The following is a 26,700-nucleotide window of genomic DNA, read 5'->3' as shown; positions in this document are numbered from 1 at the left end:
AATCAGCAAACTAATTTGTAACCATATCCTCTGACATTGATAATTTGAATGTTACTATCCTGAATCAATTTTTTTCTCAATTTGGTGATAAATACATCCATACTTCGGGCATTGAAAAAATCATCATTGCCCCAAAGTTTGTTCAGAATTAAAGAGCGATCTAATACCTGATTTTTGTTTTTTACAAGATGGAGCAATAAATGAGCTTCACGATGTGTTAATTGCAGCGGTTCTTCGTTTTGGAATGTCAAAGTTTGTTTGGGAAAATCAAATGTGAACTGGCCTATTTTCAGAATCTCTGAGTTTTTTTGCAAGTTAACTCTATTCAAGAGATTATTTATTCTAACGATGAGTTCCTCCATGCTAAAGGGTTTCTTGAGATAGTCGTTACCTCCTATGGTAAAGCCTTCCACCACATCTTGTGTTTGCGATTTGGCGGTCAAAAAGATAATGGGGATGGAGTCATTCATTGTCCTGATATCCTTAGCCAACGAAAAGCCATCTTTTTTGGGCATCATGACGTCCAAAACCAATAAATGGGGTTCCTGTTTTTGAAAGTTTTCCCAGGCAGCCTGTCCATCAAGGCAGTGGGTCACCTTAAAATTTCTGGTTTCCAAGCTCTCCTTGATAATCATCCCTAAAGCGGGTTCATCTTCGGCCAAAAGTATATGAATATCTTTATCCATGGGGAATGCTTATTGTAAAAGTGGTTTGTTTGGTGTTAGAATCCAAAAAGATGCTTCCATGGTGTTTTTCAATGATGGTTTTGGTGTAAAAGAGACCAATTCCAAAGCCTTTAACATCGTGGGTGTTTCCTTGTGGAACTCGGTAAAATTTATCAAAAATATGTTCTTTATGCAATTTGGAAATGCCTTTGCCATCATCAGAAATGGAAATTAAAACCCGTTTATTTTCTTTACTGAGGGTCATTTTGATGATGTCACCGCCATATTTAATAGCATTATCAAGAACATTATTTATGGCATTTTCAAAATGGAAAGCATCCAAAAGAGCGAAAATGTGTTCATCGGGGTGTGAAAAATGAATGGTTTTGTTCGTTTGTAATTGATGTTTCTGTTTTAATTGCAACAGGAGGTCATTGATATTGGTGGATTCTAGGTTGAGTTCCAAATCATGACTGTCCAAAGTGGCGGTTTCCAGCAATTTTTCCACCATCATATGTAATTTAGTTAATTGCTGGTTGGAAATGTTGAGGTACGATTCGGTTCGTTTTTGGTCGCTGAGTGCATTGAAATCTTTTAAACTTTCCAAGGCAACCCCAATGGTGGCGATGGGCGTTTTGAATTCATGGGTCATGTTGCTAATCAAGTCATTTTTGACCTCGGCCAATTGCTTTTGGTTGCGAATGACTTTCAACAGGTAAAAAAGACAGGCAATAACACCCAAAATCAAGGTTAAGGATATCAAGATGCCCAAGACCATTCTTTTCAGCAAAATGCTGGAAATGTTAGAAAATTGAATGGTCAATTGGCTGCCCTTGGGCAGAAAATTTGATTTTGATTGAGTTTCAAGATAAGGCGGTTCTAAGGTGTTGGGATTCCAAACATGGGCTTTTTTGGTTTCTTGATTCTTTGGTTTGAAACTTAGCTGGTAGGTGATGTCCAATTGCTTTCGGCTCAATTCCTTATTTACCAAATGAGAAAGATTATCTAACGAAATGGAATCTGAATTGATAGAAATCATCACCTTGGAAGTCAATTTTTTAATGTCTAAATACTGAACATTGTTTTTGATGTTAGATTGAATTAAAGAGTCCTTTTTTCTCTCTAAATCGCTTTGGGCAAGTTCCATAATGGAATCGGCACTATACCCCGTGTAAATTTTCACTCCCTTGATGGAATCTTTTGAAAAATTCAGTAACGATTTAGTGGAATCGAAATGTTTTAAAACTGAGGAAATTTCGTAATGTTCATGATCTGGGTAGCTTATAGTATCATTTACAAAGGAGAAAGCAAAAGTTGTTTTCTCTGCCAGTTGGGTGTAGTAATCGTCAACGGCTTTGTCTAGACTCGTTTGTACATCATTTACCAATTGGCGTCTGTGGCTTTGGTAGTTTTTGTAATTCCAATACCCTTGGATGCCTATGGTGCTAATTATAACCAAGACAATGACGTAAAGAATGATTTGATATTTGGAATGATTCATAAATCAAAAGTAGATGGAAATGAGAAACTAAACTAATCGGTTAACACACGTTAACACAGGTTAACCTTTTAAAAATTAAGCTTTTCCCATTTTTGTATGGTCAAATAACAAATCAAAAAACAACAGTATGAAATCAATAAGTAAAATTTTAGTCTTTGGACTCCTGTTAATGGGGTCATGGGTATCCGCCCAAAATTTTGTTGGAGAGGCTACTTATAAAACCAAGAGGAAACTGAACATTCAGTTGGATAGCACCAAAGTGAATGGGGAAATGAGAACGCAACTTATGGAAATGCTCAAAAAACAATTTGAGAAAACTTACAAATTGACTTTCAATCAAGAGGCTTCTATCTATAAAGAGGAAGAAAGTTTGGGGTTGCCAAACCCAACGGGAGCTCAAGTTATGATGGTTCGAGCCGATGGAGGTGATGGTGAGCTTTATAAGAATACAAAAGAAGGCCGTTATGTGAATCAATCGGAACTCATGGGGAAAATATTTTTAATTAAGGATGCCCTAGAACCTCACGATTGGAAGCTGGAGAAAGAAACCAAGAATATTGGGGACTATACCTGTTTTAAGGCTACCAAAACAATCGAGCGCGAAAAAAGGGAAGACACTATGAAGGTAAATGAAGATCCTGATTTTGAAATCAAGAATCCTGAAACCGAAACGATTACTGTTACAGCTTGGTACACGCCACAAATCCCGGTAAATAGTGGTCCTGCATTGTACTTTGGATTGCCAGGTTTGATCTTGGAAGTGAATGATGGGGAGGAAACCACAATATGCTCCAAGATTGTATTAAATAGTAAAAAGGCAGATCAAATTGTTGAGCCAACAAGCGGGAAGGAGGTAACGCAAAAGGAATTTGAAACCATCGCTGAAGAGAAATTAAAAGAGTTTCAAGAGCGCAATAGTTATAATCGTAAAAAGGATGGGAACAACATAGAAATTAGAATTGGGGGTTGATTTTTTAAGTTTTTTTTAACATTTGAGGATTTAACTATTTGGGTTTAAATGAGTCCTATAGCTAACTTAAGTTAATTAAAAACAATCATCGATGAATTCTAGTACTACTCAGAGACTTCTAGTCATTCTATTATTTTTTTCAACTTTTATTCAAGCTCAAGACTTTCAAGGAAAGGCATTTTATGAATCCAAAACAACCATGGATATGGGTAATTTTGGAGGTAGAGGGATGTCTGAAGCTCAGAAGAAGATGATGCAAGAGCGCATGAAAAGTTTTCTTGAAAAGACCTATGAACTAAGCTTTAATAGATTTGAGTCCATTTACAAAGAGCAGGAAAAATTGGATGCACCTGGTCAAGGAGGTGGATTCAGAATGATGGGGAGTTTTACTGCCGGCCCGCAATACAAGAATGTAAAAGATCAACAATTGTTGCAAGAACAGGAGTTTTTTGGAAAGAAATTTTTAATCAACGATTCCTTATCACAACTTAAATGGACTATGGGTTCAGAAACCAAGCAGATTGGTCAATACACATGTTTTAAGGCTACTGCCATAAAACCTGTGGATGAAATGGATTTTAGAAGTATGAGACGCCGTCGTGATAATGATGAAAAGAAAGAGGCAGAAAAGGAATCGGACTCAACGAAAGTTAAAGATCCTATGGATGAGATCGAAGTGCCTAAGGAAATAGAAGTAGTAGCTTGGTACACACCTCAAATACCAGTAAACCAAGGGCCTGGTGAATACTGGGGGCTACCAGGTTTAATTTTAGAGGTTAATGCAGATAGAACTACCATTCTTTGCTCCAAAATAGTTTTAAATCCAGAAGAAAAAGAAGAAATCAAAAAACCTACAAAGGGCCAAGAGGTGACTCGCAAAGAGTATAACCAAATCATGAAAGATAAAATGGAAGAAATGCGCGAAATGTATGGTGGAAGACGTGGCGGAGGTGGTCATCGACGCTAATTTTAATATTACTTACCAATCAAAAAAATCAAATGAAACAAATAATAATTGTGCTATGCCTTATTATTAGCGGGCAAGCTTTTTCACAAATTACCCTTCAGGGTGTTGTAAAGGATAGTGTTGGAAATCCGTTGGAATTGGCTAATGTCATCGCCATAAACAAAGTAACCAATGCCTTGGAGTCTTATGGGATTACAAATGACAAAGGAAAATTCAAATTGGATTTGGAAACCAATTCCATGTATTCTATTCAAGTGAGTTATGTAGGTATGAAAACCTATAACGAAGAGGTGGCCACGGGAGAGTCTAATGTCATCAAGGATTTTACTTTATCATCAGATAATACTTTGGATGAGGTTGAATTGGTTTATGAGATGCCAGTAACGGTTAAAGGGGATACGCTTGTTTATAATGCCGATTCTTTTAAGTCGGGTACCGAACGTAAGCTTGAGGATGTTCTCAAAAAGTTGCCAGGAGTGGAAATTGATGATGATGGTCAAATAAAGGTGGAAGGAAAGACGGTTTCTAAAGTCATGGTCGAGGGTAAGGATTTCTTTGATGGGGATTCCAAATTGGCAACCAAAAATATTCCTTCAGATGCCGTAGACAAGGTTCAGGTTCTAAAAAACTTTGCTGAGGTAGGACAGCTTAGCGGCGTTCAAAACAATCAGGATAACATCGCCATCAACATCAAACTTAAAGAAGGAAAGGATAACTTTTGGTTTGGTACAGTAACGGCTGGTGCTGGTCTGGCTAGTGAAGATGGTTTGTATTTGGTGCAGCCTAAGTTATTTTATTATAACCCGAAATACAGTATTAACTTCATTGGTGATTTAAATAATATCGGCGAGGTCGCTTTTACGCGTAGAGACTATTTTAATTTTTCTGGAGGATTCCGGATGCCTAGTCGTCAAAGTGGGACCAACATAAGCTTAGGGAATAATAATCTTGGTTTTTTAACTATGCAAAATAACCGAGCCAAGGAGATTAATTCAAAGTTCGCGGCTCTTAATTTTAGTTATTCTCCTAAAAAGACGTTAGACTTAAGTGGTTTTGCCATTTTTACCAGCAACCGTACTAGGATGCAGGAAAACAATTCCATACAGTATACGAATAGCAATCTTGGTATTCCAGATGAAGATACCCAGACCAATACCAACCAAAAAAGTGATTTGGGAATGGTCAAGTTAAGTGCTAAATACAAACCGAATTCCAGCAACCAATTGGATTACGATATTTTAGCAAGAACCTCAAAGGAGTCTCAGGATCAATATGTGGTGTCCTCTGTTTTGGGGAATACCGATCAATCGGAAAACTCAGATCCATATAGTATCAATCAGAATTTGAACTATTACTATACCCTAAACGATAAAAATATATTTGCCTTAGAGGTACAGCATTTGTTGCAGGATGAGGATCCCTTCTACAATGCAGTCTTGGAGAATATGGATGGGCCTGATGATGCAGACAACTATTATTCAACCGCAGATGGTTTGGGGCTGGATTTAAATCAATCAGTTTATAATATCAATCAAGAAAAACGTGTTAAGACCAATCAGTTGGATGCTAAATTGGACTATTGGTATGTCTTGAATCAAAAAAGCAATTTGAACTTGACCTTAGGAACCATTTATAGCAATCAAAAATTCAACTCCAATATATTTCAATTGTTAGATAGTAATGAAACATTAGATCCTGCTCCCTCAATAAACGACGGACTCATAGGAAATGATATCAATTACACATTTTCTGATTTATATATGGGGTTACACTACCAATTAAAAGCTGGTATATTTACGTTTACCCCAGGTTTTTCGGTGCATTCTTATAGTTCGAAAAATGAACAATTCAACATTGATTATACCAATAACTTCTTCCAGTTTTTACCCGATTTTGACACGCGTATCCAATTGAAAAAAAGTGAGCATATCAACATAAACTACCGCATGCAAACCCAATTTACCGATGTCAATCAGTTGGCAGAAGGAATAGTCATGAACAATTACAATTCCTTTTTTACGGGTAATTATGCTTTGGAAAATTCGTTGTCACATAATGTGAGTTTGACTTATTTCAGCTTTAATATGTTCAACTATACCAATGTGTTTGCCAACATCAATTATAACAAAAACATTGATCAAATACGTAATCAATCCATTTTTGAAGATGGTAGCGTGATTCGTTTGTCATCCCCTTTTAACTCTAATTTTTCTGATGAAAGTTTAAGTGCCAATGGCCGTTTTCAGCGTACTTTTAAAAAGTTGAGAGCCACGGCAAGTGCCAATTTTAGTTATACCAAGTTTAACCAGTTCATTAATGGGCTTCGTTCTATCAATGAGAATTACAATCAAAACTACAGAATGCAATTGGGGTCCAATTTTAGGGAGGCTCCAAATTTTGAAGTGGGATACCGTTTTGGTATACAGGACTCCGATTTAGGAACTACCTATAACAAGACCTTTACCAACGCGCCAAGTGTCGAGTTTGATGCTTTAATTTGGAAACGATTTACCTTTAGAACAGAGTATGCCTATACGCGTGTTAGCCCTCAAGATCGAGAAGCGCAGGTGTTTGATTTTTGGGATGCTAGCTTAAATTACCGTAAGGATCAAGATGCTAAGTGGGAGTTTGAATTGAAGGCAACCAACTTGTTAAATACCCAGTCGCAGTCACAAACCAATGTGTCAGACTTTTCTATAAGTATCAACGATTACTACATACAGCCACGATTTATTACGTTAAGAGCGGTTTATAATTTATAAAACAAAAAAGCCTTCCAAGTTGGAAGGCTTTTTTTATACTTAAAGGTATTCAGCTTATAAACCAAACGCTTCTTTTACTTGATCTATATAATCCAATTTTTCCCAAGTAAACAATTCCACATCTAGGGTGACGGTTTCCCCGTTAGGTTGTGAAAAAGTTTTGGTTACGATTTCGTTATCTCTTCCCATATGGCCATATGCAGCGGTTTCACTATAGATGGGTTGTCTTAGTTTTAGGCGCTCTTCAATAGCTGCTGGTCTCATGTCAAAAATTTCAGAAACCTTTTTTGCAATCTCACCATCAGACAGGGTCACATTTTTAGTGCCGTAGGTATCTACAAAAATTCCCATTGGTTCTACGACTCCAATAGCATAACTTACCTGTACCAATACCTCGTCACATACACCAGCTGCTACTAAGTTTTTAGCAATGTGTCTTGTGGCGTAAGCAGCACTTCGGTCTACCTTACTTGGGTCTTTACCTGAAAACGCTCCACCACCGTGGGCGCCTTTACCACCGTAAGTATCCACGATTATTTTTCTACCAGTTAAACCAGTATCACCATGAGGTCCTCCAATGACAAACTTGCCAGTAGGATTGATGTGGTATTTGATATCGTCATTAAAAAGTTCTTGGTTGCGTTTAGGTAATTGAGCTACCACTCTTGGAATCAGGATGTTCTTAATGTCTGTTCTTATTTTTTCTAACATGGCCTCGTCCTCGTCAAACTCATCATGTTGCGTAGATACCACAATTGCCTCAATACGTTGTGGAATGTTGTCGTCGCTATATTCAATAGTTACCTGTGCTTTTGAATCGGGGCGTAAATAGGTAATGTCTTTATTTTCTCTTCTTAAAACAGCTAGTTCCTTTAAAATGACATGAGAAAGGTCTAATGCCAAAGGCATATAATTATTGGTTTCCTTGGTGGCATAACCGAACATCATTCCCTGATCACCGGCACCTTGCTCTTCCTTACTAGCTCTATCCACCCCACGATTTATGTCGTCAGATTGCTCGTGGATGGCAGAAAGTACCCCACAGGAATTGCCGTCAAACATATACTCGCCTTTGGTGTAACCAATTTTATTGATAACGTCTCTGGCAATTTTTTGAACGTCTAAATAAGTATGTGATTTAACCTCACCGGCCAAAATAACCTGTCCAGTAGTTACTAGCGTTTCGCAGGCAACTTTGGAATCCTTGTCAAAGGCCAAAAAGTTATCAATTAATGCATCACTTATCTGATCTGCAATTTTATCTGGATGTCCTTCAGAAACACTTTCCGAAGTAAATAAATATGACATATTACTTTAATTTTTCCGAGAAAACGAGAGGGATTGCAAGAGAATACTTGTAGCAAGTACTGCTTTAGCATTGTTTTATAGAGGTTGCAATCAGTTCAAATCTTTCCTCGTTATTAATATCGTGGGCAAAACTACGAATTTAATCTGTATTGAAAAACTAAAGTAAGTTAAAATGAAAAAGGGCCATTTGAAAAAAAATGACCCTTAAAATATCTGATATTAAATGCTTTCTAATGTTCGTTTAAACGAAAGTCAGGATAGGCATCCATGCCGTGTTCGTGAGCATCCAATCCTTCCAATTCCTCCCTTTCTGATACGCGAATACCCATGGTTTTTTTGAGGGTGAAAATGATGAGAAAAGCACAGGTGGAACAAAAAATACCGTAGCATGCAATCCCGATTAACTGACTTAAGAATTGATCCATTCCTGCCAAGTTTCCAAAGATGCCTACGGCAAGCGTTCCCCATATTCCACATATTAAATGTACTGCAATAGCACCCACAGGGTCATCAAGTTTTAATTTATCAATCAAAGCAACACCCAAAACGATTATAATTCCGGCAACAACCCCAATAAATATGGCGTCAGATGGACTCATTTGGTCAGCTCCTGCTGTTATACCAACTAAACCGCCTAAAATACCATTCAGCAACATGGTTAAATCCATGTTTTTATACATCAAAGTTGAAAATATAGAAGCAGACATACCTCCCGCTGCTGCAGCCAAACATGTGGTAACTAAAGTAATTGAAGTGGCGCTTGGGTCGGCTGATAATACTGATCCGCCATTGAATCCAAACCAACCTAACCATAAGATTAGGACCCCAGCTGTAGCTAGAGGAATGTTATGACCTGGAATGGCTTGTGGTTTGCCATTTTTGAATTTCCCAATTCTAGGGCCCAAAAGGCAAACAGCAACCAAAGCTGCCCAACCCCCAACGGAGTGTACAAGAGTAGATCCTGCAAAATCATAAAAGGGAGTATCCATTTGGTCCAAAAACCCCGTTCCCCATTTCCAAGAGCCCGCAATAGGATAAACCAAGCCTACGTAGATGATGGTGAAAATCATAAACGGGCCTATTTTTATACGTTCGGCAACGGCACCAGAAACGATAGTTGCTGCTGTGGCTGCAAACATACCTTGAAACAGGAAGTCGGTCCAATAAGTGTAACCGCCATCTGCATATTCGGCTGTCAAACCATTTTCAGGAAGGGAGAGTCCAAAAAGGTCAATGAAGTAATCTGGTAAAACACCTCCAAGACAAAAACTTCCAGGATACATCAGGTTGAAACCAATGATGTAGTAAAGAAGCAGTCCAGAAGTGATGATGAACATATTTTTAAATAGGATGTTAATGGTGTTTTTCTGTCTGGTTAAACCGATCTCCAAAAAACCAAAGCCTAGGTGCATAAAAAAAACCAAGGCGGTACAAATCATCATCCAAACATTGTTGATAGTTAATTCCATAGCTATTAATTATTTTAAAGTATCTCCTCCTTTTTCTCCAGTTCGTATTCTGTAAACTTCATTGATATCGCTTACAAAAATTTTTCCATCACCAACGTCACCCGTAGCAGCCGATTTTAAAATGGTCTTTATGGTGATTTCCTCAAAATCATCATTAACTACAATAGATAAATGGCGTCTTTGAATGTCGCTGGTACTATAGGATACACCACGATAAACATGGCCCTCTTTTTCATTGCCTACGCCGGTGACATCCCAATAGGAAAAGAACATGACCCCAACCTCATGTAAGGCTTCTTTGACTTCGCTGAATTTTGATTTTCTGATGATGGCTTCGATTTTTTTCATTTCAAAAAAATTAGAACAAATTTTTCGGGTGTAAATCTATAAAAAAAGACATTATACCCTAAAAAAATGATGGTTAAAACTTAATAATTGATAAAAAATAGTATTCAACCCCTTTTAAAAATAGGGTTGAACTTAAAATATATTTAAATTCTGTAATCGTAGGCCTGTAGCCGGTTTGCGGGCTTTTGTTCCTGATTAAAATTGATAAAAGTTGATGATTTTAACAAATTAACATCGTAAAATTTCTGTTTTTTATTTTAAAGTCGATAATAATGAGGTTGGTTATTTTTTTTATTAAAAAAATGATAAGGGTATTTTAAGGAATTCGTAATAATGATTGGATTTTAAGGATAGGGCTTCTTTATTCCGTAACTTAGAAATCCTTTTCCCCCAATTTTAATAGTTAAAAACGAAAGAACAATGATGAAGAAACAAGGATTGTATTTGCCCGAATTTGAACACGATAATTGCGGTGCCGGTTTTATTTGTAGTCTCACAGGAAAACGTTCCAATGATATCATTCACAAGGCGCTCGAAATTTTGGTAAAACTTGAGCATAGAGGAGCCGTAAGTGCTGATGGAAGAACTGGTGATGGCGCTGGTATTTTGATTGATATTCCGCATGACTTTTTTGTGAAGAATTGTGGCTTTGAATTGCCTGAACGCGGACAATATGCTGTGAGTAATGTGTTTCTTCCCAAGAAAATTAATCAAACAGATTATTGTGTCACTGTTTTTGAAGAGTCCATTAAGGAGCAAGGTCTCAAGCTTTTGGGGTGGAGAAACGTACCTGTTGACAACTCAAATATTGGTAGAATAGCTAAGGTTTCCGAACCTACCATAAGACAAGTTTTTATAGGTAAAGAAAATGATGAGCAAACCGATTTTGACTTTACAGTAAAGTTATACACAGCTAGAAAAATAGCAGAACATACCATTTATAATTCTAGGGTGTCTGAGGCCAGTTTTTTCTATTTACCCAGTCTGTCAACCAAGACCATTATATATAAAGGACTTTTGATGCCAGAGGATATTAGTGTCTATTACAAGGATCTACAAGATCCTTTATTGGATGCCAAATTAGCCTTGGTGCATCAACGATTTTCTACCAATACCTTCCCAACTTGGGATTTAGCTCAGCCATTTAGGTACATGTGTCATAATGGAGAGATAAATACTTTAAGAGGAAATGTGTCCCGAATGTTTTCTCGTGAAGAGCTAATGAAAAGTGACCTGTTCGGAAAGAATTTGAAGCGAGTGCTTCCTACTGTTCTTAAAGGAAAATCGGATTCAGCTCAAATGGATATGGTGGTTGAAATGTTGTTGATGACTGGCAGAAGTTTGCCAGAAGTCATGATGATGTTGGTTCCTGAGGCTTGGGAGAAAAACCCAGAAATGTCTGAAACCAAAAAGGCATTTTATGAATTTAACTCCTGTTTAATGGAGCCATGGGATGGTCCGGCCTCTATTCCTTTCACCGATGGTACATACATTGGTGCGCTATTGGATAGGAATGGTTTGAGACCATCAAGGTATACGGTTACCAAGGATGACTATGTCATCATGTCTTCAGAAACGGGTGTTTTAGAAATCGATCCAAAAAATGTCAAATTCCATGGCCGATTGGAACCGGGTAAAATGTTCTTGGTGAACATGGATGAAGGCCGAATTGTGAACGATGAGGAAATTAAGGAATTAGTAGCTTCTAAGCATCCTTATCAGCAATGGTTGAAGAATAATTTAATACACCTTAGAGATATTCCTTATGGTGACGGACCCATCATTCATCTGGAAGAAGGTCTTCATAAAAGACAAACTGTTTTCGGTTATACCCAGGAAGACTTGAATACCATTATTAAACCAATGGCCCAAGGAGGCAAAGAACCGATCGGTTCTATGGGGAGTGATACCCCCATAGCGGTATTGTCTGAAAGGCCACAACTCTTATACAATTATTTTAAACAACTGTTTGCTCAAGTAACCAATCCGCCATTGGATGGTATTAGGGAGGAGTTGATTACAGATATTAGTTTAACCTTGGGTAGTGACACCAATATCTTTAAGATAAACGAGAAGCATTGTAGGAAGCTGAAAATTCAAAACCCAGTAATTTCCAAACAGGATTTAGATAAGATCAAACACTATGATAAAAGCCCTAATTACCAAGTAACATCAATTTCCATGTTGTATGAAGTGGGCAAAGGCGTTAATGGTTTGGAAGAACGTCTCGAAGCCTTGGTAAAAACAGCTTCAGAGGCTATTGATACGGGCACAAATATTATTATTTTAAGTGATCGTGGCGTCAATGATAAGAAAGCACCTATTCCTGCTTTATTGGCTTGTTCTTATGTGAACAACGGACTTTATGCTTTAGGGAAACGCTCCAAAATAAGTATCATCATAGAATCTGCAGAACCAAGGGAAGTTCATCATTTTGCCTTATTGTTTGGTTATGGCGCTAGTGCCATTAATCCGTATATGGTTAATGAGATTATCAAAGAGCAATTAAAAGAAAAGGAAATTGTAGATGTTGATTTTATAACGGCCATTCAGAATTACAACAAGGCAGTAGGTAAAGGGATTTTAAAGGTTATGAACAAGATTGGGATTTCAACCCTTAACTCCTATAGGGGTGCCCAGTTGTTTGAGTGTATCGGGATCAACACCAAAACAGTGGAAAAGTATTTTCCAAACACGGTGACAAGGATTCAAGGTATTGGTTTGCATGAAATTGAAAAGGAAATAAGGAAAAGACATAAAGCAGCCTACAAGGCTAAGGATATTGAGGCTAATTTGGATTTGGAAATTGGGGGACAATACAGATGGAGGAGAAATGGAGAAAAACATATGTTCAATCCCTTGTCTGTTGCCAAATTGCAAGAGGCGGTTCGTCAAAACAACCCGAAAACCTATAAGGAATATTCGCAGTTGGTCAATGACCAGTCAAAGGCATTGATGACACTCAGAGGTATGTTTGAGTTTACAAATTTTGACCCGATACCTATTGATGAGGTAGAGCCTTGGACAGATATTGTTAAACGCTTTAAAACGGGTGCCATGTCTTATGGTTCCATAAGTAAAGAGGCGCATGAGAATTTAGCCATTGCCATGAACCGTATTGGAGGAAAAAGCAATTCGGGAGAAGGAGGAGAAGATCAAGAGCGGTTTTATAAGAGTCCGGATGGTGATTGGCGAAACAGTGCCATCAAGCAGGTGGCTTCGGGTCGTTTTGGGGTGACTTCAAATTACCTGACTAGCGCTCAAGAAATTCAAATTAAAATGGCTCAAGGAGCCAAACCGGGAGAGGGTGGCCAATTGCCAGGTCCTAAAGTGAATAAATTTATTGCCAAAACGAGAAACTCGACCCCTTATGTGGGATTGATTTCGCCACCTCCTCATCACGATATTTACTCCATTGAGGATTTATCCCAATTGATTTACGATTTAAAATCAGCCAATAGAGAAGCCCGTATCAATGTGAAATTGGTCTCAGAAGTGGGAGTGGGTACCGTTGCCGCTGGTGTGGCCAAAGCAAAGGCAGATGTGATTTTAATCTCCGGTCATGATGGCGGCACAGGGGCTTCACCGCTTACTTCCTTAAAACATGCCGGGTTGCCATGGGAATTGGGTGTTGCTGAGGCGCAACAAACGTTGGTGATGAATGATTTAAGAAGTCGTGTGGTTTTAGAATGTGATGGGCAATTAAAAACTGGAAGAGATGTAGCCGTTGCCTGCTTGTTAGGAGCTGAAGAATTTGGATTTGCTACGGCACCATTGGTGGCATCTGGATGTATCATGATGCGTGTATGTCATTTAAATACCTGCCCTGTAGGTATCGCAACCCAAAATCCGGAGTTGCGTAAAAAGTTTGAAGGAAAACCAGAGCATGTTGTTAATTACATGTATTTCGTGGCTCAGGAATTGCGAGAGATTATGGCCCAGTTAGGATTTAAGACGGTTGATGAAATGGTCGGGCAAGTTCAAAAATTGGATCGCAATCGAGCTATTGAGCACTTCAAGTCTTCAGGAATTGATTTGTCACCCATTCTGCATGTAATTCGTACACCTAAGCATGTCAAAATTCACCATGCTGAAAACCAAGAGCATCACTTAGAAACGCATCTGGATTTTAAAATTTTAGAAATGGCTCATCCTGCCATTTTTAGGAAGGAAAAAACCTATCTCGATTTCAAAATTACCAATATTGACCGGGCGGTAGGGGCTATTTTAAGCAATGAAATTTCAAAAATATATGGGGCCCAGGGCTTACCCGAAAACACCTTGAATTTGAATTTTACAGGTTCGGCAGGCCAAAGTTTTGGTGCTTTCGGAACCAAAGGACTTACCATGATTGTTAACGGAAATACCAACGACTATTTGGGGAAAGGTCTTTCAGGAGCTAAACTAATAATAAAAGTTCCCGAAGAATCGGATATTATTCCGCAAGATAATGTCATAACTGGCAATGTAACTCTTTACGGAGCCACCTCTGGTGAAGTGTATATCAATGGAAAAGCTGGAGAGCGTTTCTGTGTTAGAAATTCGGGTGCCAAGGCTGTTGTAGAAGGAATTGGCGACCATGGTTGCGAATACATGACAGGTGGTGTAGCTGTCATTCTTGGAAAAGTAGGTAGGAATTTTGGTGCTGGTATGAGTGGCGGTATTGCCTTTGTTTTAGATGATTCCAAAACCTTTAAGGCGCATTGTAATTCAGAACACTTGAACCTATTGCCTGTTGAAGAGGAGCAGGATATCTTACTTCTGAAGGAGTTGGTAGAAAACCATTACAATGCGACATTGAGCCCTTTAGCTCAAAAAGTATTGGAAGAGTGGGAAACGTATTTGCCTCAATTTATTAAGGTATTACCTGAAGAATACCGTCAGGCATTAATTAAATTGGAAGAGGAAGAAAAAATGGTAACGCAATAAACGCATTATGGGAAAGATAACAGGATTTTTAGAATATCAAAGAGAAGTGGAGCCTTACCAACCAGTTAAGGACCGTCTCAAAAATTATAAAGAGTTTACAGAAAAACTGCCAGAAGAAAATTTAAAGCATCAAGGAGCCAGATGTATGGACTGTGGTATTCCTTTTTGTCATAGCGGTTGTCCCTTAGGAAACCTTATTCCAGATTTCAATGATAAGGTTTATAAAGGAAAGTGGAAAGAAGCGGCAGAAATTCTGCATGCTACCAATAATTTTCCTGAGTTTACGGGACGATTATGTCCGGCCCCTTGTGAAGAGGCTTGTGTGCTGGGGATTAATGAAGACCCAGTGACCATTGAAAATATCGAAAAAAATATAGTAGAAGAAGCCTTTAATAATGGTTGGGTAAAACCCAAGCCGCCCAAGGTAAGAACGGGTAAAAAAGTAGCTGTTATTGGTTCGGGGCCAGCTGGTTTGGCAGCGGCACAACAATTAAATAGAGCAGGTCATCACGTGACTGTGTATGAACGGGATCAAAAAGTGGGAGGCCTTTTGCGTTATGGTATTCCAGATTTTAAATTGGAAAAGCATATCATTGACAGAAGGGTGGAGGTGATGGAGGCCGAGGGAATCCAGTTTCAAACCAATAGCCATGTGGGCGAAAACATCCTGGTGAAAGATTTGAAGAAAGAGTATGATGCCATTGTATTGTGTGGAGGCGCAACCAAACGTCGCGGGCTTCCAATTGAAGGGTCCGATGCCAAGGGTATATATCAGGCCATGGATTTCTTAAAACAAAACAATCAGCGGGTTTCGGGAGAAGTATTTGAGAAGGAAGCGCTTTTAGCCAAAGGTAAAAAAGTGATTGTGATTGGGGGAGGTGATACAGGATCCGATTGCATCGGAACGAGTAACCGTCATGGAGCGAAATCGGTAACAAATTTTGAAATCATGCACAAACCTACAATTGAGAGACGGATTGATCAACCGTGGCCTTATTGGCCCATGAGGTTAAGAACAAGTTCGTCCCATAAAGAAGGGGTGGAGCGTGTTTTTAGTATTTCTACCAAACGATTCAAAAAGGATAAAAAAGGAAATTTGACAGGCTTGATTACCTGTGAGGTGGAATGGATAAATAAACCAGGACAAAGACCTGTGTTAAAAGAGGTGCCAGATACCGAAAAGGAATGGGAATGTGACATGGTGCTTTTGGCACTAGGGTTTGTGGGATCAGAAGATACTTTGGTGGATAAGTTTGGTTTGGAAACCGATATGAGAACCAACGTGAAGGCAGGTGAAAACAACTACCAAACCAATGTAGCCAAAGTGTTTGCCGCTGGCGATATGAGAAGAGGGCAGTCCTTAATTGTGTGGGCTATTTCTGAAGGCCGACAAGCTGCTCACCATGTAGATGCCTTTTTAATGGGAACATCCTATTTGCCTTTAAAGGGTGACGGGGATTTGCCTAGGGTGTAAAAATTACTTCTTTGCATCTAAATATAAATGGGAAGGGCGGATTGGTAATTCGTCCTTTTTCTATTTTTAGCAGCTGTTATTTACGTAATGTCTTTAACAACTTAATCCTTCCAAGTAAGCTTTTATTGGTTTGTGATGAGGTTTTGTGATGAAATGATTGCGGATTTCTGATGTAGGTCGTCATTATGGTTGCAATGACAATCAAAATAGTGACCTCATAAGGCTTTCCTTTGTACATATGAATAAATACAATAATGGTCATATAAAGAGCCAAAAGAAAGGTTCCGATGAGCATGGTTTTACGGTATAGAAACAAGGCGGTGGAAATTAAAAGAAAAACACCAGTAGCAATCATGATATTGCTATTGGCTACAATTTTATCAGTTTGATTGGAGTTCAATAGTTTATCTAAAGCGTTTGGAATGTAGAACAGGGTTATGATTAATGAAGGAAGCCATGTCAATATTTTGCGTAATGGTTGTTCAAGTCCTTTTCTAATTCTATACATACGCTATTCGGTATTTGTAAGATTGTTTAGAATATTTGCCTACTGGTTGTTTTAAACTGAAACTTCTTTTAATACAAGATAGTAAAATTGTGTTTTTTTTCAGAAGATAAATCAGACAGATAAAATCAAAAGCCCTTAACTGGCCTTTTAATGAGATAATTCAACCTTCTTGATTCAAATATTTAAGCCCTTCATATAGAGCTATTAAAGGAACGGATCTATGGTCTTCCTTATCAAAATACGCAACTTTAATTTTTAAATCTGGCCCGAACCTATCACTTATTAAACTATAAAAAGCGTCATGTCTTTTTTTGTTTCTTTCAAAATTAGCTTCTCCTTGGTTCGCAGATGCGATGTAAAGTTTTTTATTCAGGCCTGAAAGAGAGGTGGAGTCAATTCTGTTTTTCATTATTTCCTCATCCCACCATATGCTTGGGTCTATGGCGATGTAGCTATCAAATAATCTGTTTTCATCCAAATAAGAATTTAAAACTAGAAGTCCTCCTAAAGAATGCCCTATAAGTGTTCTGGTTTGTTCTGTCCGGTAGGTTTTATCAAGAAATGGCACTAATTCTTTTTCAATAAAGTTTAAAAATTTTAGGCCTCCTCCCATTGTATTTGGTCGTTTGGTTTTGATTTTAGTGGTTGTAAAATCTCGTTCGCGGTCAACATTTTCAATGGCCACAATGATACTTTCTGGCATCAAATGATTACGGTTTCTTGCTGAACTCATAAAATGAACTACTCCAATAGTGGTTTTAAAGAAGGTGTATCCATCTAATAGTATAATGACAGGGTATTTTTGGTCTAATAAAGATGTTTCTTCATAGGAATCGGGAAGACTAATAAGACATGTCCTTTTTTCATTTAGAATATTGGACTGTATGACCAATTGGTTGGTCATTGTTCTCCCTTCTATATTTTGGCTCTCGGTAATTTGTGTCCATCCTAAAAAAACGAACAGGAATAACAATTTTAAATGATTCATTTGAAGGAGGCTAGGGATTTGTTTATTCATGATTGTAAAGATAGGAACAGGTAGGTGCCTGTTAGTGACTTTTCTTAAGAAATCTAAGAGTTGTATTTGATTTTTTGCCCTATTGTATTGATCCTGTTTTAATTTAATTCTAACTTATTTAGTCTTCTATTCTGTTATATTTTTTTAAGGTCTCAATAAGTAAATCGTGTGGAAGGGCGTGTGCTTTATTGCCATTGATACCCTCCATGGTTTCTGCAGCTACCATGGCATTGATTATAGCTTCTTCAACAACTTGAACGGTAGCCTCAAAAACTGGCATGAGAAGATCATTAGACATAGTTTGAACCGTAGTCATTTCTCCTCGATTAAAGGCTTTCTCATTAGCGGTTGAAAATGCTAAAAAGATATCGCCCGAACCGTTGCTTCCACGGCCTCCTACGATACCAACCCCTAACGGTATTCTTTGAGCAATTCTTTTTAACTGATGAGGCAGAAGCGGGACATCTGTGGCTACTATGACTATGATTGATCCGTCACCTTCTTGTCTACTCGATTTGGGAGGTGCCTTATATTCATAATTTAGGGTGTCTTTTAGTTCTATTCCCACTGGAACACCTGCAATAGAAAGATTTCTTTTAGCTCCAAAATTAGATTGTACCAAAGCCCCAACTGTATATTGAGTGTCATTAATCTCAAAGACCCTAGAAGAAGTACCAGTGCCACCTTTAAAACCCAAACACATCATGCCAGTACCGCCACCAACATTACCTTCAGCTATTTTGCCACTACTTGCATTTTTAATAGCTTCCAACACATGGTTTTCTTTAACGTGAAAACCGTAAATATCATTTAAAAAACCATCATAGGTTTCGGCTACAACTGGGTAAGTATACCACCAATTCTCTCCACGGTACCAATCGGTGTCAACAAACCATTTCAATACGGCTTGCCTCACTTCTCCTACGCTGTTGGTATTGGTAATCATGATAGGGGTTTCTAGAAATCCAGATTCGGTTACCCATGTTGTACCCGTCATTTCTCCATTCCCATTTAGACTATACCAATTGGCGTAAACAGGACTGAATTTTTTAGCTTTTCCACGAGGAAAAATGGCGGTGACACCAGTTCGAATAGGTCCTTTGCCAATAACATTCTCACCCTCACCAGAAATGATGGTGCTGTAACCTACCTCAACACCCTTAACGTCAGTAATGGCATTGTTCAATCCAGGCACTCCAACAAAAGGGACTCCTAAATCCCTAGCTCTTGGTTTTTGGGCATGGGAATAAAAACATAGCAATAAGGTTATTATTAATATCGAAATTCTTTTCATAGGAATGGATTCAGTTATTAATGATTGGTTTTTTCTAATAAATAAGGATTATCAAGAATTACCACTGTATTTTGAATCATAATCCACCATCCATTCAATACCATATTTGTCCCGAAGCATTCCAAAATAAGAGCCCCAAGGACTATCTGAAATGGGTACTTCTATAGTGCCTCCAGCTGAAAGACCATTAAATAACTGGTCTGCTTCCTCTTTGGAATCAGCACTAATGGATATTTTACTTCGTGTTTCATTTTCATTATGTTTCCCCATGAATTCAGGGGTATCACTGGCCATTAATAAATCTGTTTCGCCTATGGGTAAAGCAATATGCATGATTTTTTCAGCTTCGCTTTCAGGAATGGGGTGTTCAGAATTTGGAAGGTCTTTAAAACGGATGACCATGGCAAAGTCTCCACCAAAAACAGATTTGTAAAAGGTAAATGCTTCTTCAGCGTTACCATTAAAATGGATGTAAGGATTTATTTGAGCCATATCTTTTTGTTATTGGTTTTCAAGAGTTTAAGGTCTTGAATTTTTTTGATATGGCAAAAAATACTTTCTGGCTACACCAAAGAAGGTGTGGTCCTTATAAATTCTATATGTTTTTGATGATTAATTACTTTTTAACCAACTATCAAACTCAATAAGTTTACTTTCATGATCCGTCAACCATTTCTGTGAATCCTCATTGTTACTTTGTGTAATGTACTTACAGTAAGTCTCTATGTGGTCACTTTTGGCTAAATCATAATAGAAGGTTACGTAGAAGGTCCACCAAATTTCCTTGTTTCTTTTCTTTTTCATTTCGCCTAATACCTTAAAGAAAGATTCGGTATTTTCTACAAACATTTCGTCTTCAGTTTTTTCCTTATTTTCTTCTAGAGACTTAGATGCCTCTAGCATGGAAATCATGAGCTCTGCTGTGCCAAAAGAACTGTTATCGTTATTGGAAACCAAAATATTAATAGTATTTGGTTGGTTGGGATCTTTGGATACATTTCCCCCAAAATTCTTGTAAAGCATATCTAAAGCTTGAATGGATCTTTTTGAATCTGGTTCCAAGAAAAGGAAATAATGGGTAGCTAATAAGGTTGGTACAGCATTCCCTTTTTGATTTTGGATATTTGCTAACATGAGATGGCTACTGGAGTGGTTAGGGTTATGTTCGATGGCGTTTATCACATTAACTTCGGCTTTGTCCAAATCGTTTGTTTTGTAGTAATTCAATCCTAAATTGTAAAAAAGTAAATAGTGGCCATTCATCTTTTTAATAGCTTTTTCAAACAACTCTATGGATTCTTTTGTCTTTCCAAGCATATCAAGAGCTGATCCTTTTGTTGTATAGGCTTCTAACATGTTTCCATTTTCCTGAATAAGCACATTATCCGAATATTTGATAGCCTCTTCATAATCTCCTTTGCAGAAATTACTAAAAGCTATTTCATAATTCACCAAGGTGGAATTTGGATCAATACTTAAGGCTTTTTTATAAGTTTCTATGGCTTGAGCAAACTCTCCTTTATCATGGTAGGCAATTCCCTCTTCTACGATGTCTTCAATTTGGTCTTGAGCGCTCATGGTAAATGACCAAAAGAGTAAAAAAAGAAAGCTTAAGAGGAGGTGTTTTGATTTCATTTTGAATGCTTTATGGGTTTATTGTTGTAGAATTTGTTGGAGCGTTATACAAAGTTTACTTTTTATTTTCTTCGTGATTATTAATCTTATCCCAAGCCTTTTTTTTCATTGTGAAAAGGGTTTCATTTTTTAAATCAAAAATGGATACCTCTTTTTTGTGAATCACATAGTGTTTTTCCCATTCTAAGAAGTCCTTGTAAAGCAATAATGTACAAATGTCAGTAGATGAAATAAATTCTGTAATCAAATGAGAATGAAAAGTTGTAGTTATTGGGCTTTTATCATTTTCAGAGCGGTAAGGGAATTGTAAAATAGAATTATGGATCTTTTTCTTATTTACAAACTTATTATTATTGTCATAATTAAGTTTGTAATCATTACCTATCAAAACCACACCAGAGACTTGAGGTCCTGTTATGATAAATACGGCCCTTTCCTTCTTACTTATTACAGGAATAAAGTTTAGGGCAGTATTTTCATAAAATGTAAAAAATTGATCTTTGTTTGAATAAACTCTACTGCTAGCATCTTTTCTCATTAGAATTAAATTTTTTTCCAAAAGAGTTGCATTTCGATTCAAGCTGTCAATTTTTGAAGGCTCTGGTTTAGGAATGCTGTCAAACTCATAGCGGATAAGTATTTTATTCGAATCAAATCGGCTAAAGAAAATAGTATTGATTTTATTATGTGGTGTTTCATAAGATAGGTACCCTCCAATAGAGTCATTTTTATTAGGGAAATTTTCTAACATATGATCAGTGCCATACCAAGAACCTTTTTCTAGTCTATAGAGCAGTTTTCCTTCTTTTAAGATATTATCTGGATTTTGGTTTTGGGCATTTACCCATACACCTGTTATAAATATAAAATACAAAAGAAGCTTAGGAATCATATGGAATGGTTCAGGAGTTAAGGGTTAAAATTATTTGTAAAACAAATGCTTTAGCCATTTTGATTTTTAAGTATTTTTCTGATTTTTTTTGATGGTTTCATATGGTTTTCAGAATTGGCACAATAAGTTACGAGAAGCGCTGCAGATTGTTTGTAAATTTCATCATTGGATAAAATTGTGCCTTCATTCTCTAAAACAACTTTTGACATTGCCGCCATATAAAGACCCAAAAGATCGGAGTTTCCTTTAGTTAGATCCATTGATTTCTCGCCTATTTCAAAGGAGTAATCTGGAGTTCCTGTCATCCACTTCATAATATATTGAATGGCTGAAAGTCTATTTAATTCTGATTTGTTCGCTGGGTTGTCGAAAAGGTAATTTGCACACATAAGCACTTTGCTCTTTTCAGTTTGATAACTTTCAGGAGTTTTGAATTCGTAGTTAGCTAATTCAACAAAATTTTGAGCATTTGAATAGCTAACTGCAAGAATAAAAAGTGTGATTAATATTGATTTTTTCATAATTGAATAGTTTACATAGTATTTAAACGGGTGCTTTGTGAATGGTCAGTTAAGAATTTGAAAATTGTAATTTCAGTAGGTGATGATGCGATTCAGTTATTATGGGACTATTTTAAATTGTTTTTGGAATTTTTTTGCTTGAACAATGAGATAGACACTGTATCCTAAACTTATGATGATTACAAGCTTCATTGCAATACCAGAAAGGATAGAGATTGGGTTAATAAAATAATTTAAAATATTAATACCAATGACAAGAAACAAGGGAATGCAAGTCAAGACAAGAGGCATCTTTTTAATAAAGATGGCACATAAGAGGAAAATCAAAGTGATAAAGCCATTTAGAATAATGTCTAAAATCATATAATTGCCTTTAGTAATACCAATTATTAAAAAAATGGTGTTTAGAACTGTTATGACAGAGAGTATCTTTTGGCTTTTTGAAATTGAGTCATCAGAATCTGTAAGGACTCCTTTACTACTTATAAATCTTCCAATGTGAATAGCTTTTTCTTTTTCGGTACCGTTAAAGGGGAATTGGCAATTACTGCAGATAGGCGTACTTTCTAAAATAGCTATTTTACAACAAGGGCAGGTAGGGTTTTCCATAAGGTTTTAAAATCTAATTATTTGTTTATGGTAGCATTCAAATTATTGAATAAAATTATTTCGTCATATACTTTTTTATTAGGTCTGCTGCTTTCTTTTGACCTCTCTCCTTTGCTAAATCATAAGCATTTTTATTATCCTTATTTTTCAATGTCAAATCAGCTCCATGATCAATTAAAAGCTGGATAAGTTCTAAATAACCACTTTTGGCAGCTTCACCTAATGGGAAATCTCCATCTTTATCCTGGTTATTTACATCGGCTCCTTTTTCAATAAGATATTTAGATATTTCATAATGACCTTTGGATGCGGCATGCTCTAGAGGTGTGGCTTGATCTTTCGCTTTAAAGTCAATTTCTGCTCCATTTTCACTAAGATATTTTACAATTTCTAGGTGTCCGTTTCTTGCTGCTACTCTTATTGGGGTAAAATCAAGATAACCTCTAAAATTCACATTGGCACCATTGTCAACGAGTAGTTTTACAATTTCAAAGTAGCCTTCTTGACAAGGATATTCAATTGATGAAGAGTTGGCAGAATTCAATTTGCTAATCTGGTTTACATCGGCTCCATTTTTGATGAGAAGTTCTGATATTTTATAATTATTATCAGCAGCAGCTCTCCATAAAGGAAATAAACCATTTTTATTATATTCATTGACATCTTCTCCTTTCTTAATGAGGGTTTCTGTCTTGGAGAAATCTCCTTTTTCAATGGCCTTGTAAAGTTTTTGAGTATAGGCAATAGAGGTTAAGCCAACAAGGAGTAGCGTGAAAACTGTTTTTTTCATGGTTAAGTTAGGTTTTTAAAGGGGTATAAAAGTTGGCCAAATACATGTGCATCTAGCTAATAATGTTTATTGCTGTTTTTAGTTAATTCTATTAAATAGCTTCTTTAATACAAGCTATTATTTAGGCCTTAGGAGAGATTTTAAATCTAGAAAATTATTTTAAATTCTGAAAGAAAATTCTTTAGAATAAAATGATAAGGCAAGAGTGATAGTAGGGCCTTGTAAGCCAGTTTCTTATGGCGATAAAGATTCTAAGACATTAAATAAAATGATGAAAATCTATCGAATGTAAAGATTTTAGTAAAATTTTTTTGTTTAAAAAATTAAAAAACCAGACATTTTCAAGCTCCTTATCGCTTTTAAATATCTGGTCTTTCAATACTTTTAACTTCCTAAAAGGAAATAGGAGTTTATGAATGCATATCTATCACAAACTCTTCTCTCGGGATCCTTACTTTTTTCAAAGGTTTCACCCAATCTTTTTCTTCATCAGAATACCCAATGTAAATTAATGATACACTTTTAAGTCCCATCTCTTGCAATCCAAGTACTTCATCCACAACTTGGTTGTCAAAACCTTCAGCTGGACAGGTGTCAATTTTTAATTCGGCAGCTTGCGCTAGGGCTAGACCTAATGCAATGTAGGTCTGTCTCGAAGTGTGGGCAAAATTAACTTCAGCCGGAAGATTTAAATAGATTTCTTTCAATTTGTCAGTATAACTACTAAATCTTCCACGAGGTAATTCACGTTCATCAGTGGTATAGTCATAAACTTTATCAATTCTTTCAGCCGTGTAATTGTCCCAAGCTGCAAAAACCAAGATATGGGAACAATCTCTCATAGAATCTGGATTTAAAGCTCCTGGAACTAATTTTTCTTTAATTTCTTGATCTGATACTAAAATAAGTCTGAATTGTTGCAGACCAGAAGAAGTTGGAGCTAGTCTGGCGGCTTCAATTATTTTTTCAATATCGGCTTTGCTTACTTTTTTGTTTGGGTCAAATGCCTTTACCGCATGTCTCCATTCAAGATTCTCTATTAATGACATTTCTTATTATTTTAATGGTTTGTTGTGTTTAATGTAACTTCAATGTTGTTGCTGGTGGCATTGGAATAAGGACAGATCTCATGTGCCTTTTCAGATAAAGATTTAGCTTCTTCCATGGAAACCCCAGGGATGTTTATATCGAGTGTTACGGCTAGGGCATATCCGCCATTAGCTACCATGCCAATGCTGACATGTGCATTAACAGTGGTTGTACCAGCATCGACTCCCTTTTTGTTTATGATAAGATTTAAGGCACTGTCAAAGCAAGCCGCATAACCTGCTGCAAACAACATCTCAGGATTTGGGTAGTTATCCGATTCTCCTCCCATGGCTTTTGGAAGGCGAACTTCTAGATCTAGTATGCCGTTGTCGCTTTTTACATGTCCATTTCTTCCACCAGTTACTTTGGCAGCTGTTGTATAGATTGTTTTCATTCTTATTTATTAATCTGGATTAAAATTTGTTCAATGATTTCTTTTAGTTCTTGCAATTGATTGATTGGAATATTAAATGATGACGCCATTTGATCAGGAATACATTCGGCCTTTTCATACATTTTTTTACCCGAAGGGGTCAAACTAATTTGAACAATGCGTTCATCATTCTTGTTTCTATTCCTTTCTATTAGCTTTTTTTGTTCTAGCCTTTTCAGCAATGGGGTTAGCGTACCACTGTCTAAATGCAATTTGCAGCCTATTTCAGAAACATGCTGCTCACCACTTTCCCACAGAACAAGCATGACCAAATATTGAGGGTAGGTTAGGTCTAAATCCTTTAACATAGGTCTATAGAGATTAATCACTTCTTTGGCTAACGTATAAACAGGAAAGCACACTTGATTGCTTAATTTTAAATTTTCTGACATGACTTTAAAATAAAATACAAAAGTAACGCACAATTAAATTGTGTACAATTTAATTGTGCTAAATATTTGTGAAAATGGCCTGACTACTTTTATGAAATTAACTTATGTGAAGTATAAAAATGAAAGGACTATTGTTTCCTTAAATTTTGAAATCTCTTTATATGTAGGCTTTTTAAAAAATATAATTCTTAGGATTTCATATGATTTTGGCTATCTATTGAAGCGTTTCGAATCCATAACCAAGCATCTCCTATATCATCATCTTGAACAATTTTGGAAAACATAAAACCATTTTTTTCCAATATTTTGGTGGAAGCATTATGTTCTGGAGCAGTTTTGGCAATGACCTTTAAATCAGGATTCTCTTTTTCTACAATAGATATAAGAGCTGCACAAGCAAAGGATGCCACGCCTTGTCCTTCAAATTTTTTGAATGTCCAATAGGCAATTTCAACAGCTCCATCTTTTGGACTTCCAGTAAAACTGCAAGTTCCTACTACCTTGTCGTCTTTCAAGATAAGGTAGGCAATCCAAGGAGGGATAAATCCTATTTTTGGATAGTAACTTTCATAAATGCCCAACAATTGCTGGCTTTCCGGAGAATCAAAAATGGGGTTTAATTTGTTCTCGTTTAATCCTAGAGTTCTTAATTTCACTTTAAATTATTTTTGGTCGTTACTTAACAAATGTATGGTCCAACAAATCATTGGGATGTAATGTTTTAAGGATTAAGTTAAAGCTACATATTAAATTCAAAAATTGTAGAAAATTATCTAAAAGTTTGATGTTCAAGATTACTACTTGGTAGAGGATATGGCTAATTTTAAAGGCAGGAATTTAAGAAATTGGATTCTCAATTCAATTTCTTCACTACCTTTGCAAAGTCATAGAAACCATTAAGAAATTATGATGATTTATGAGGCGGCAACCTTTTTGTGCAGCTCTTTTGTGAATGGTTTTGAGGACAACAAATACAGACACATTTAATTAGCTTAGTGAAAATGATGGATTCGGATGTTAAACAAATAACGGAGCTTGAAGCTTATTTTTCAAAGTTTAGGGAACATATTGTAGGCAATGATCAGGAATTTGAATCGCCTTATGGCAAGAAAAAAATCTTGTATGC

The 26,700-nt window shown here is 36.7% G+C and carries 23 protein-coding genes; 5 read left to right on the top strand and 18 right to left on the bottom strand.

All coding sequences use genetic code 11. The features are described 5' to 3' along the window. Positions 1-2: 2 nt before the first annotated feature. Positions 3-686 carry a response regulator transcription factor gene (locus ZA07_RS00495; RefSeq protein ID WP_053969775.1) on the bottom strand — a complete coding sequence of 228 codons (684 nt, stop codon included), beginning with the start codon at positions 684-686 and terminating at the stop codon, positions 3-5. Then, positions 679-2,166, bottom strand: coding sequence for a sensor histidine kinase KdpD (locus ZA07_RS00490; RefSeq protein WP_053969774.1), 1,488 nt, complete (start codon positions 2,164-2,166; stop codon positions 679-681). The genes ZA07_RS00495 and ZA07_RS00490 overlap by 8 nt, the downstream gene beginning before the upstream one ends. Positions 2,167-2,293: 127 nt before the next feature. Here ZA07_RS00490 and ZA07_RS00485 point away from each other — a divergent pair, with 127 nt between their 5' ends. The 3 genes from ZA07_RS00485 (at position 2,294) to ZA07_RS00475 (ending at position 6,865) form a co-directional block, all read left to right on the top strand. Further along, positions 2,294-3,136 carry a GLPGLI family protein gene (locus ZA07_RS00485; RefSeq protein WP_053969773.1) on the top strand — a complete coding sequence of 281 codons (843 nt, stop codon included), beginning with the start codon at positions 2,294-2,296 and terminating at the stop codon, positions 3,134-3,136. Between the two features lie 91 nt (positions 3,137-3,227). Beyond that, a complete protein-coding gene (locus ZA07_RS00480; protein WP_053969772.1) occupies positions 3,228-4,103 on the top strand; it encodes a GLPGLI family protein in 876 nt (291 codons plus the stop codon). 32 nt (positions 4,104-4,135) lie between these two features. Next, the gene (locus ZA07_RS00475; RefSeq protein ID WP_053969771.1) at positions 4,136-6,865 is read left to right on the top strand and encodes a carboxypeptidase regulatory-like domain-containing protein; all 2,730 of its coding nucleotides are present in this window, start codon (positions 4,136-4,138) and stop codon (positions 6,863-6,865) included. 54 nt (positions 6,866-6,919) lie between these two features. Here ZA07_RS00475 and metK read toward each other — a convergent pair whose 3' ends face one another. The 3 genes from metK to ZA07_RS00460 form a co-directional block, all read right to left on the bottom strand. Next, on the bottom strand, positions 6,920-8,173 hold the full coding sequence (gene metK / locus ZA07_RS00470) for a methionine adenosyltransferase (RefSeq protein WP_053969770.1): 1,254 nt from the start codon (positions 8,171-8,173) through the stop codon (positions 6,920-6,922). Between the two features lie 230 nt (positions 8,174-8,403). After that, positions 8,404-9,642: an ammonium transporter gene (locus ZA07_RS00465; protein ID WP_053969769.1), complete on the bottom strand. Its 1,239-nt coding sequence runs from the start codon at positions 9,640-9,642 to the stop codon at positions 8,404-8,406. Positions 9,643-9,651: 9 nt separating this feature from the next. Then, entirely contained in the window at positions 9,652-9,990 is a 339-nt protein-coding gene (locus tag ZA07_RS00460; protein WP_053969768.1) for a P-II family nitrogen regulator, read from the bottom strand. Positions 9,991-10,413: 423 nt separating this feature from the next. Between ZA07_RS00460 and gltB the strand changes: the two genes are divergently transcribed. Further along, complete coding sequence (gltB, locus tag ZA07_RS00455; RefSeq protein ID WP_053969867.1) at positions 10,414-14,919, top strand: glutamate synthase large subunit; 4,506 nt, start codon at positions 10,414-10,416, stop codon at positions 14,917-14,919. Between the two features lie 7 nt (positions 14,920-14,926). Then, the gene (locus ZA07_RS00450) at positions 14,927-16,393 is read left to right on the top strand and encodes a glutamate synthase subunit beta (protein WP_053969767.1); all 1,467 of its coding nucleotides are present in this window, start codon (positions 14,927-14,929) and stop codon (positions 16,391-16,393) included. Between the two features lie 76 nt (positions 16,394-16,469). Here ZA07_RS00450 and ZA07_RS00445 read toward each other — a convergent pair whose 3' ends face one another. The 13 genes from ZA07_RS00445 to ZA07_RS00385 form a co-directional block, all read right to left on the bottom strand. After that, complete coding sequence (locus tag ZA07_RS00445) at positions 16,470-16,901, bottom strand: hypothetical protein (protein WP_197276678.1); 432 nt, start codon at positions 16,899-16,901, stop codon at positions 16,470-16,472. Positions 16,902-17,061: 160 nt separating this feature from the next. Continuing rightward, positions 17,062-17,919, bottom strand: coding sequence for an alpha/beta hydrolase (locus ZA07_RS00440; protein ID WP_231628602.1), 858 nt, complete (start codon positions 17,917-17,919; stop codon positions 17,062-17,064). A 118-nt stretch (positions 17,920-18,037) separates the two neighbouring features. Next, the gene (locus tag ZA07_RS00435; protein ID WP_053969766.1) at positions 18,038-19,213 is read right to left on the bottom strand and encodes a P1 family peptidase; all 1,176 of its coding nucleotides are present in this window, start codon (positions 19,211-19,213) and stop codon (positions 18,038-18,040) included. A gap of 51 nt (positions 19,214-19,264) precedes the next feature. After that, positions 19,265-19,705: a VOC family protein gene (locus ZA07_RS00430; protein ID WP_053969765.1), complete on the bottom strand. Its 441-nt coding sequence runs from the start codon at positions 19,703-19,705 to the stop codon at positions 19,265-19,267. A 120-nt stretch (positions 19,706-19,825) separates the two neighbouring features. After that, positions 19,826-20,848, bottom strand: a complete 1,023-nt coding sequence (locus ZA07_RS00425) for a tetratricopeptide repeat protein (RefSeq protein WP_082316475.1) — start codon at positions 20,846-20,848, stop codon at positions 19,826-19,828. Between the two features lie 55 nt (positions 20,849-20,903). Then, complete coding sequence (locus ZA07_RS00420; protein ID WP_053969763.1) at positions 20,904-21,740, bottom strand: hypothetical protein; 837 nt, start codon at positions 21,738-21,740, stop codon at positions 20,904-20,906. A 50-nt stretch (positions 21,741-21,790) separates the two neighbouring features. After that, the gene (locus ZA07_RS00415; RefSeq protein WP_053969762.1) at positions 21,791-22,261 is read right to left on the bottom strand and encodes a hypothetical protein; all 471 of its coding nucleotides are present in this window, start codon (positions 22,259-22,261) and stop codon (positions 21,791-21,793) included. 99 nt (positions 22,262-22,360) lie between these two features. Continuing rightward, positions 22,361-22,870, bottom strand: a complete 510-nt coding sequence (locus tag ZA07_RS00410) for a hypothetical protein (protein ID WP_053969761.1) — start codon at positions 22,868-22,870, stop codon at positions 22,361-22,363. 55 nt (positions 22,871-22,925) lie between these two features. Further along, a complete protein-coding gene (locus ZA07_RS00405; RefSeq protein WP_053969760.1) occupies positions 22,926-23,660 on the bottom strand; it encodes an ankyrin repeat domain-containing protein in 735 nt (244 codons plus the stop codon). 410 nt (positions 23,661-24,070) lie between these two features. Then, positions 24,071-24,709, bottom strand: coding sequence for a nitroreductase family protein (locus ZA07_RS00400; protein ID WP_053969759.1), 639 nt, complete (start codon positions 24,707-24,709; stop codon positions 24,071-24,073). An 11-nt stretch (positions 24,710-24,720) separates the two neighbouring features. Then, complete coding sequence (locus ZA07_RS00395) at positions 24,721-25,143, bottom strand: organic hydroperoxide resistance protein (protein WP_053969758.1); 423 nt, start codon at positions 25,141-25,143, stop codon at positions 24,721-24,723. A 2-nt stretch (positions 25,144-25,145) separates the two neighbouring features. Beyond that, positions 25,146-25,574, bottom strand: coding sequence for a MarR family winged helix-turn-helix transcriptional regulator (locus ZA07_RS00390; protein ID WP_053969757.1), 429 nt, complete (start codon positions 25,572-25,574; stop codon positions 25,146-25,148). 188 nt (positions 25,575-25,762) lie between these two features. After that, positions 25,763-26,230, bottom strand: a complete 468-nt coding sequence (locus ZA07_RS00385; protein WP_053969756.1) for a GNAT family N-acetyltransferase — start codon at positions 26,228-26,230, stop codon at positions 25,763-25,765. Positions 26,231-26,700 lie beyond the last annotated feature (470 nt).

Origin of the sequence: Mangrovimonas sp. ST2L15 (assembly GCF_001280515.1) — a bacterium.
Lineage (GTDB): Bacteria > Bacteroidota > Bacteroidia > Flavobacteriales > Flavobacteriaceae > Mangrovimonas > Mangrovimonas futianensis.
This window is presented reverse-complemented; position numbering and strand designations above follow the sequence as displayed.

What these genes read in the sequence shown, in the direction of transcription:
- ZA07_RS00480 (WP_053969772.1), top strand. Translation starts at nt 3,228, where the DNA reads ATGAATTCTAGTACTACTCAGAGACTTCTAGTCATTCTATTATTTTTT.
- ZA07_RS00475 (WP_053969771.1), top strand. Translation starts at nt 4,136, where the DNA reads ATGAAACAAATAATAATTGTGCTATGCCTTATTATTAGCGGGCAAGCT.
- ZA07_RS00425 (WP_082316475.1), bottom strand. Translation starts at nt 20,848, where the DNA reads ATGAAATCAAAACACCTCCTCTTAAGCTTTCTTTTTTTACTCTTTTGG.
- ZA07_RS00395 (WP_053969758.1), bottom strand. Translation starts at nt 25,143, where the DNA reads ATGAAAACAATCTATACAACAGCTGCCAAAGTAACTGGTGGAAGAAAT.
- ZA07_RS00435 (WP_053969766.1), bottom strand. Translation starts at nt 19,213, where the DNA reads ATGAAAAGAATTTCGATATTAATAATAACCTTATTGCTATGTTTTTAT.
- ZA07_RS00440 (WP_231628602.1), bottom strand. Translation starts at nt 17,919, where the DNA reads ATGAATAAACAAATCCCTAGCCTCCTTCAAATGAATCATTTAAAATTG.
- ZA07_RS00465 (WP_053969769.1), bottom strand. Translation starts at nt 9,642, where the DNA reads ATGGAATTAACTATCAACAATGTTTGGATGATGATTTGTACCGCCTTG.
- ZA07_RS00390 (WP_053969757.1), bottom strand. Translation starts at nt 25,574, where the DNA reads ATGTCAGAAAATTTAAAATTAAGCAATCAAGTGTGCTTTCCTGTTTAT.
- ZA07_RS00415 (WP_053969762.1), bottom strand. Translation starts at nt 22,261, where the DNA reads ATGAAAAAATCAATATTAATCACACTTTTTATTCTTGCAGTTAGCTAT.
- ZA07_RS00400 (WP_053969759.1), bottom strand. Translation starts at nt 24,709, where the DNA reads ATGTCATTAATAGAGAATCTTGAATGGAGACATGCGGTAAAGGCATTT.
- metK (WP_053969770.1), bottom strand. Translation starts at nt 8,173, where the DNA reads ATGTCATATTTATTTACTTCGGAAAGTGTTTCTGAAGGACATCCAGAT.
- ZA07_RS00450 (WP_053969767.1), top strand. Translation starts at nt 14,927, where the DNA reads ATGGGAAAGATAACAGGATTTTTAGAATATCAAAGAGAAGTGGAGCCT.
- ZA07_RS00485 (WP_053969773.1), top strand. Translation starts at nt 2,294, where the DNA reads ATGAAATCAATAAGTAAAATTTTAGTCTTTGGACTCCTGTTAATGGGG.
- ZA07_RS00430 (WP_053969765.1), bottom strand. Translation starts at nt 19,705, where the DNA reads ATGGCTCAAATAAATCCTTACATCCATTTTAATGGTAACGCTGAAGAA.
- ZA07_RS00405 (WP_053969760.1), bottom strand. Translation starts at nt 23,660, where the DNA reads ATGAAAAAAACAGTTTTCACGCTACTCCTTGTTGGCTTAACCTCTATT.
- ZA07_RS00460 (WP_053969768.1), bottom strand. Translation starts at nt 9,990, where the DNA reads ATGAAAAAAATCGAAGCCATCATCAGAAAATCAAAATTCAGCGAAGTC.
- gltB (WP_053969867.1), top strand. Translation starts at nt 10,414, where the DNA reads ATGAAGAAACAAGGATTGTATTTGCCCGAATTTGAACACGATAATTGC.
- ZA07_RS00410 (WP_053969761.1), bottom strand. Translation starts at nt 22,870, where the DNA reads ATGGAAAACCCTACCTGCCCTTGTTGTAAAATAGCTATTTTAGAAAGT.
- ZA07_RS00420 (WP_053969763.1), bottom strand. Translation starts at nt 21,740, where the DNA reads ATGATTCCTAAGCTTCTTTTGTATTTTATATTTATAACAGGTGTATGG.
- ZA07_RS00490 (WP_053969774.1), bottom strand. Translation starts at nt 2,166, where the DNA reads ATGAATCATTCCAAATATCAAATCATTCTTTACGTCATTGTCTTGGTT.
- ZA07_RS00495 (WP_053969775.1), bottom strand. Translation starts at nt 686, where the DNA reads ATGGATAAAGATATTCATATACTTTTGGCCGAAGATGAACCCGCTTTA.
- ZA07_RS00445 (WP_197276678.1), bottom strand. Translation starts at nt 16,901, where the DNA reads ATGTATAGAATTAGAAAAGGACTTGAACAACCATTACGCAAAATATTG.